This is a genomic window from Synechococcus sp. B60.1, from assembly GCF_047462555.1.
Lineage (GTDB): Bacteria > Cyanobacteriota > Cyanobacteriia > Thermostichales > Thermostichaceae > Thermostichus.
This window is the reverse complement of record NZ_JANSJN010000016.1, coordinates 32,071-36,167: the sequence shown is the minus strand read 5'-3', so window position 1 is coordinate 36,167 and position 4,097 is coordinate 32,071. Positions and strand designations below refer to the sequence as shown.

6 protein-coding genes, 1 tRNA gene and 1 other RNA gene are annotated in these 4,097 nt (G+C 58.8%); 2 read left to right on the top strand and 6 right to left on the bottom strand.

Annotated elements, in window-relative coordinates; translation table 11 throughout:
• From NW863_RS03390 to ssrA, 6 genes are all read right to left on the bottom strand, one after another.
• Positions 1 to 671 (bottom strand): Uma2 family endonuclease (locus tag NW863_RS03390; RefSeq protein ID WP_414364397.1); only part of this gene is annotated, 671 nt, incomplete at its 3' end.
• A 41-nt stretch (positions 672 to 712) separates the two neighbouring features.
• On the bottom strand, positions 713 to 1,057 hold the full coding sequence (locus tag NW863_RS03385) for a hypothetical protein (protein ID WP_414364395.1): 345 nt from the start codon (positions 1,055 to 1,057) through the stop codon (positions 713 to 715).
• Positions 1,044 to 1,451 (bottom strand): hypothetical protein, encoded by a 408-nt coding sequence (locus tag NW863_RS03380; RefSeq protein ID WP_414364393.1) that lies wholly within the window; start codon positions 1,449 to 1,451, stop codon positions 1,044 to 1,046. Before NW863_RS03380 ends, NW863_RS03385 begins: the two co-directional genes overlap by 14 nt.
• On the bottom strand, positions 1,441 to 2,472 hold the full coding sequence (gene lpxD, locus NW863_RS03375) for a UDP-3-O-(3-hydroxymyristoyl)glucosamine N-acyltransferase (RefSeq protein WP_414364391.1): 1,032 nt from the start codon (positions 2,470 to 2,472) through the stop codon (positions 1,441 to 1,443). Before lpxD ends, NW863_RS03380 begins: the two co-directional genes overlap by 11 nt.
• A gap of 15 nt (positions 2,473 to 2,487) precedes the next feature.
• A complete protein-coding gene (locus NW863_RS03370; protein ID WP_414364390.1) occupies positions 2,488 to 3,006 on the bottom strand; it encodes a DUF4330 domain-containing protein in 519 nt (172 codons plus the stop codon).
• Positions 3,007 to 3,167: 161 nt separating this feature from the next.
• Positions 3,168 to 3,565, bottom strand: a transfer-messenger RNA (tmRNA) gene (gene ssrA / locus NW863_RS03365).
• Positions 3,566 to 3,665: 100 nt separating this feature from the next.
• On the opposite strand from ssrA, the gene NW863_RS03360 reads away from it, so the two are divergent.
• A tRNA-Lys gene (locus NW863_RS03360) sits at positions 3,666 to 3,737 on the top strand.
• Positions 3,738 to 3,816: 79 nt separating this feature from the next.
• Positions 3,817 to 4,097, top strand: a 281-nt coding sequence (locus NW863_RS03355) for a hypothetical protein (RefSeq protein ID WP_414364389.1), incomplete at its 3' end; no start/stop codon positions are given.

Here is a 4,097-nt window from a genome sequence, read left to right as displayed (position 1 = left end):
GCTCGTTGCCGTTCTTGTTCAGCCCTTTGCCGCTCCAGTTCGGCCTCGGTGGGCACCAGCTCTCCAGCAGGCGTGGCCCAGCGAATCCATGTGGTTTCGATGTCCCGAAACCTGCCTTCCCATTTCACCAGGTATAGTCCCAGAACTGCGCTCGGCAGGCGACCTTCTGCATCGACTTCAATCGGCTCATAGTGGTCGCCCCTCAGCCGAAACCCCGCCCAGTCCTCTGGCTCAAACGGGTCAAACCAAAAGTACTCCGGCACCCGGATAATTTGCTCGTAAAGCTGCTTTTTGCTTGTCTTATCATCCTGGGCAGTGCTGGGAGAAAGAAGCTCAATCACCACGTCTGGCCCTTTGCCCTGCTCCCAGATCACCCAGCTTTTGCGCTCGCCCTTGGGCACTCCCAGCACCACAAAATAATCAGGCCCTCGGAAATTGCGGCTGCGGGTCTGCTCCAAGCTGTAGTAGAGGAACATGTTGCCGCTGACAAAGCCATCAGGGCGCTGTTGCAGCCAGGTTTGGGTGACGGAGATGAGCAAGTCCATCTGGCACTTGTGTCGCCAGCTTTCCATAGGTACGCCGTCGTCGTAGGGGAGCTCGTCTTGGGTAGGGGGCCAGTCGGGTAGATTAACCGGATCCGGCACCTCAATAATCGGTTTGGGGTTGGTCATTGCCAGTTCTCCGAGAGGTATTTTGGGCTGGCCAGTTTTCTTTACAAAGTATCGGGATCCACTCCCAGTTCTCGCAACTTTTGGGCCAGGCGCTCCGCCTGTTGCCGTTCCTGCTCAGCCCACTGCCATTCGATCTTCTCAGCTTCTTCTGGTGTGGGCATCAGCTCCCCACTGGGGAAAAAGTACCGCAGTTGCTGGTTAGGAATGCCTAGGCGCAGCCCCAACACCTCGCTCCAGCGCCACCTCTGCTCCGGTGGCTCAATCTCCTCATGCCGTTCCCCCCTCAGTTGCAAGCCCGTAAACTCCTGCGTTTCGGGAGAAAAGTAAAAGTACTCCGGCGTCCTAAAAACCCTTTCGCAAAGCTCCCGCTCTTCATCCCGATCCACCTTGGCTGCCGATTCCGAAAGCGGCTCGATGATCTTCCCACACCACCCAAGAAGGCAGAGAGCGGTTTTCTACCCCTTTGACCAAAAACAGATCCGGGCCGCGCAAGTCTTTGTTTTTGAATTGCTCTCGGCTGTAGTAAACGGTGAGGTTCCAGGCGAGGAAGTAGTCGTTGCGGTCTTGCCAGGGACGATTGAGGCAGCTCACCAGAATCAAAAGCTGCAGGGCGTGGAGGGAGTGTTCCATTTCGGGTTCATCGCTGAGCAGCCCCTGTGCCGAGGGCATGAGCTCCGCCAGTTGCCGGCGGGTGAGGGGAGTGTTTTCTTGGGCTAGGCGGTGGGGGCAAGCAAGCGAATTGGCTATCAGCAGGTTAACCCCTGATCCCCTATCTCCCACTGTTTTGCTCCAACTTGGCTACCCGTGCTTCCAGCTTGCGCAGGGCCCGCTGCAGCTCAGGCAGGTGCCGTTGGACTGCTATGCTCCTACGCCATTCGGCAATGGGTTGGTGGGGGTAGCCGGCTACTGTTTGGCCAGGAGGAATGTCGCTGGTCACCCCTGTCTGGGCGGCCACACGCACGCCATCGCCAATGTGCAGGTGCCCCGCCAAGCCACATTGCCCGCCCAAGATGACGTGGTGGCCCAATTGGGTACTGCCGGCAATGCCCACCTGGGCGACGATCAAGCAGTGGGATCCCGTGCGCACACCGTGGCCAATCTGCACCAGGTTGTCGATCTTGGTGCCGCGGCCAATGCGCGTCTCGCCAACGGCAGCCCGGTCAATGGTGGTGTTGCTGCCCACTTCTACGCCGTCTTCCAGCACCACCCGGCCCGCCTGCGGCATGCGCCGCCAGGATCCATCAGGGAGAGGAATGTGGCCAAAGCCGTCGTCGCCAATCACGGCGCCGCTGTGGATGAGGCAATCGTCGCCAATCTCCGTGCGTTCGTGGATAACGCAGTTAGCCAAAAGCTGACACCGGGATCCAATCCGCACGTGGGGGTAGATGGTTACGTTGGGGTGGATCTGGGTGTAGTTGCCAATTTTCACCCCTTCCATCACCACCACATGCGGCCCAATGGCTACCCCCTCCCCCAACTCCACGCTGGGATCGATCACGGCTGTGGGATGGATCCCGACGGGCAGGCGGTAGGGTTGGTAAAACAGCTCGATGGCCTGGGCAAAGAGCAAGCGCGGATCCCTGCCCCGCAGGCAGGGGATGGGGCGGGGCAAAACTACAGATTCGCCTACGATGACGGCGCTGGCTTGGGTTTGCTCCAGGAGAGGCAGGTAGCGGACCTCGCTGAGGAAGCTCAGCTCGCCTGGGCGAGCTTCTGCCAGGCTGGCCACGCCGTGGATCTCCAGGGTGGGATCCCCCTCGTAGGTGCATCCCAATCTTTGGGCAATCTCCTGTAGCTGCATTAGGGTGGGGGTTCTCTACGATTGCAGCAGCCGCACCTCCATCACGGTGCCGCGCAAGTTGTAGCTAAAAGTCTCCAGCTCCAGGGGAACGCCAACTTTGACGCGGTTATTGCCCAGGACAAAACCATTTTCCGTCCGCTGGCCCCGCCCCCGCAAGGTAAACACCAGATCAAAACGATAGGGCTCGGGGTCAGGCAAGTTTTCAACCCGTCCATCCGGAAAAACTACTGGCACAGTGCGGCTGACATTTTCTATCCGCACCACCTCCACCTGGCCGTAGGGTTGGTTGCGGATGATCAAGTCGGCCTTCTGACCCACTTGAAAGGGTTCCAGGGATCGGCTGCTGACCCCCCGCACGATCATATCCACTTCCACTGGCAGCGTGGGGCCACCCCCTACCTGGACGACGCTGCCCGCCTGCCGCCCTGGGAGAAACAGGACAGCCACAATCGCCGCCACCACAATTGCCAGCGCCCCTAGATCCAGAAGGCTGACCTTTCCCAGAAGACGCCCCCGTTCATCGATGAGCCGCATGGCTCTCTTTTCTCCAATTCACTGCCCTTGATTGTAGGGCACAGCAATAGCAGCTCCTCCGCCCGCAAAGCCGGTTGAGGTTGGATCCACCTCTAGAGGAACTCAGAAGCCCCGCTTGTAGCCGAGGATTAGCTGGGCCTGGGCAAGTAGGGTTGGCCTGAAGATGGAGCTGACGGGAGTCGAACCCGTGTCCGAGATGGTTACTGGGGGTTCACTCCTTCACAGGCTTAGCCTCTCTGACCCTCGAGGCGGGGATCGCCGTTTAGATCCCGGCGACGGGAGGTCTCCGCCTAAGCTTAGTCTCTCCCTCGACGGAGCGGGAGAAGAGAGCTGCACCCGTTGGGGTTATAATCCGCCCACTTAACGGGGTCGTGGGAGGATCCTCGAGCTCAGGGTAATTCTTTACTGAGCCTTAGGCAGCCAGAGCAGCTGCTTTACGAGCAAAAGGTACGACGTTGTTCGCACGTACTGTGTTGAGCCTGGTGGTAACGGGATAAGCTCAAGCCCGACCTGCATCATGAACCCTTGTTCGCCACCCCGTCGAAACCGTTACAGCCCCAGGGTTTGGCTAAACCTAGAATAGCAAAATCCTTGGGGATCTGGCTAGAGCCTCTGTTAATATAACAAAAGTTGTGTTACTCTCTAAGAACTGAAAACTTGGGTCGGTAGCTCAGCGGTAGAGCACTCGGCTTTTAACCGATTGGCCCAGGGTTCGAATCCCTGCCGACCCAGCTTTCGATGCTCTTGCTCCCCCGACCCATCCCAAGCCAGGATTTTTAGTTAGTTAGAAAGGCAGGGGGGAAGGGCGAGGTGGCCGTTCTTTCGTGGCCAGACCTGGGCAAAGAGGGGGAGGTAAAGCTGTTGCTGGCGCCGTCCGTGGAGGAGGCGCTGGCAATTTTGGCGGAAGAGGCTGAAACTCGGGAGACGGTCTTTGTCTCCAAGCTTTGGCACCGAATTCCGGCTCAGGATGTCATCCTTGACGAGTGTCTGCAGGTGCTGGCGGAGGTAGCTTTATCCCTCTGGCCCTATTGGTATGGAGAAAAGTTTGAGCCGGGCAGAACGGCAGAGGCCCAGGTTCTCAATCGCCTCCG

Excerpts from the sequence above, each read along its gene's own strand:
- lpxD (WP_414364391.1), bottom strand. The coding sequence starts at position 2,472 with ATGCAGCTACAGGAGATTGCCCAAAGATTGGGATGCACCTACGAGGGG.
- NW863_RS03370 (WP_414364390.1), bottom strand. The coding sequence starts at position 3,006 with ATGCGGCTCATCGATGAACGGGGGCGTCTTCTGGGAAAGGTCAGCCTT.